This window comes from Waterburya sp. (genome assembly GCF_058530065.1).
Genome location: NZ_JBZNBU010000237.1, coordinates 1 through 2,581 on the forward strand (window position 1 = coordinate 1; position 2,581 = coordinate 2,581).

At 38.7% G+C, this 2,581-nt stretch carries 2 protein-coding genes and 1 pseudogene; all 3 read right to left on the reverse strand.

What is annotated here, in order from left to right:
* The coding region (locus AC33VI_RS14230; RefSeq protein ID WP_491782925.1) for a DUF2330 domain-containing protein at positions 1–429 on the reverse strand (429 nt) is incomplete at its 3' end.
* A 47-nt stretch (positions 430–476) separates the two neighbouring features.
* Complete coding sequence (locus AC33VI_RS14235; protein WP_491782926.1) at positions 477–1,808, reverse strand: DUF2330 domain-containing protein; 1,332 nt, start codon at positions 1,806–1,808, stop codon at positions 477–479.
* A 176-nt stretch (positions 1,809–1,984) separates the two neighbouring features.
* A pseudogene (locus tag AC33VI_RS14240) lies at positions 1,985–2,581 on the reverse strand (DUF2330 domain-containing protein); the annotation flags it as partial.

The window sequence follows — 2,581 nt, forward strand, 5'->3', positions numbered from 1 at the left end:
ATCTGCTGCTGCTTGTTGGGGTAAAGGTACTCTAGCAGATTCGCTAACACCTCTAGTAGCACCCAATCTACGTTTTCTTATAGATCGATTGCAAGGATCTTCATCAAAATATTCCACCAACCTCGGTGCGCTAAAACCATCTAGCCTTTCGATAATTTTAGCTTCGTTGATATGTACCTGTTCTTCTTTTAGTACTACTGGTACTGGAACAACCATTGCGAAGTCTTTTACTTCTCCTTGATAGTCGTTAGACATAGTTAAAGCCGTTCGATTTCCATCCCTAGTAATGATGACCTGAGATGCTTGATTGTAAAGACTGCTATCGGCTTTAGCTACATAGAAGCCACAAAAAGCTAGTGCGGGTTTGATACCGAAGAATAAAATTACACTTGCCACAACGCAAGATAGCAAAATACGGATGATTTTCATAATTGTACGGGCGAACGGCTGTTCGCCCCTAAATGACTTGTTTTCGTTTAATTCCAAAGTTCAGACCACCAAGGAGGAGTTTCCGTTTCCATTCGTTCGATGCGATCGCCGATCTCAGCTTTATCCCAACCAGTAAGTTGTGCCAAATTATCGATTTGTTCTTTTTGTCTTCTTTGGAGTACTTTTTTATATTCCTTACCCGCCTCGCAACTAAGATCCCCCTCGAAAGGATGGCGTAGCACGTATCTGCCTTGATAATTATAGCGATCGCTTGTAGTTTGGAATTTGAGATCTTCAGGGAATTTATCGCGGGAATAACGCACGTGAAGACGAGTTATAAAGACGTTGTTACCACCTCGACGAAGATTGGGATTTTGATTTTTTGGCAACCAAAATACCCCTGCTTGTTTTAATTCTTCTTGGTTTAAAGGATCGGCAGCACAAGGATCGCAAGTACTCATATCCCAGGCATATTCCAAGAAAGCTACCTGTCTGTTTTCCTCTTCATAGGATTTTTGGAACATGGCACTATAGAATGTGCCAAATTCATCTTTAATAAATAATGGGACTTCTTGGTTAGAAGGAATTTTGACAGTGCGATAGTTGGTAAGTTGTACTTGTCCTTCGGGAGAGAGTAAATAAACTAATAAATCTTGGTCGCCTTGAGCGTTCATCATTCCCAAACGAATGGGTAACATAAACTTAGGAGATTCATAGGCAATGGAAATCGGTCTTAATTTCTCAAATTCGTTACTGTCAAATTCTTCTAGATTTACCTTTGCCACAAAGAATTTAAGATTTTGCTTGATATAAGGCTTGAGTAATTCTTTTGCACCTTGGGGAATTCTATAGCCGTTTTGGATTAGCCAAGTTTCTAACCCATCGGATTCTTTGGCACTAAGGATAACAATGTCATACTCCCCAACAGTAAATTGTTCTTCTACCGTTACTCCCAAATCTGCTTCTATCTGAGGTGCGGGTGATGGTACTCCAGCTATAGAATCACTTGCTCTAGAAAATTCTTCATAAACTAATGGATTGCAAGGATCGTCGTCAAAATACTCAACCAATCTCGGTGCGCTGAAACCGTCTAGCCTAGAGAGAATTTTGGCATCATTGACGTGTACCTGTTCTTCTTTTAAAACTACTGGCACTGGTACGACCATCGCGAAGTCTTTAACTTCTCCTTGATAGTCGTTGGACATGGTTAATACTGTCCGATTTCCATCTCTAGCAATGATTACTTGAGATGCTTGATTGTATAAGCTGCTATCAGCTTTAGCTACATAGAATCCACAAAAAGCTAGTGCGGGTTTGATACCGAATAGTAGGATTGCACCTGTGATGATGCAGGATATTAGGATGCGTATTGTTTTCATCTTTTGTTTGTTTGGCGTTGAGAGGTTGTCGTTTTTTGTATAAACCGCAGAGACGCAGAGGACGCAGAGAGGGGTTATTTTGTTGGGTGTTTGGGATTGATTGGTTGAGGTGGGAGGGTTTATTATTAGTAGGATGGCAATGCCAACTCTACTTGCGATCTATGTTTTGCTGATTACTAAGACTTAAATTTGTATTCCTTCATTTTTCGACGAATTTCTTGAATATTCCAATTTGTATAAACTTCCAAATTTTTTACTTCTTCTTGTTGTTGTTTTTTAATTTTTTGTTTGTATCTCTCAATAGAAGAGGCTGAACAATCTATTTCTTCAGGTATCTCACCGCGAAAAGGATGGCTGACTATGTAGGTTGCTTGAAATTTACGCTTATTGTTTGTTTGTTGAAATACAAGATCTTCAGGAAAGCGATCGCGAGTATATCTAATATGAAGGCGAGTTATGAATACGCCACTATTAGCTAATTTAGAATACCGATCTAGCCAAAATACACCTGCTTGTTTTAATTCTTCTGAGGTTAAAGATTCATCAGCAGAACAGAAAAAACATTTATGGCTCGAACCCCAATCCGAGGCATATTCTAAAAATGCTATCTGTTTATTTTGTTCTTCATATTCTTTTTGGAAAACAGCTTGATAAAAATCGGTGAATTCAGTTTTGACAAATTCTGGAACTTTAAAAGTAGGAATTTTTACTGTACGATAATTACTCAGTTCTATTTGACCTTGAGGTGATAGCAGATAAACAATTAAATCTTG

Excerpts from the sequence above, each read along its gene's own strand:
- AC33VI_RS14235 (WP_491782926.1), bottom strand. The coding sequence starts at position 1,808 with ATGAAAACAATACGCATCCTAATATCCTGCATCATCACAGGTGCAATC.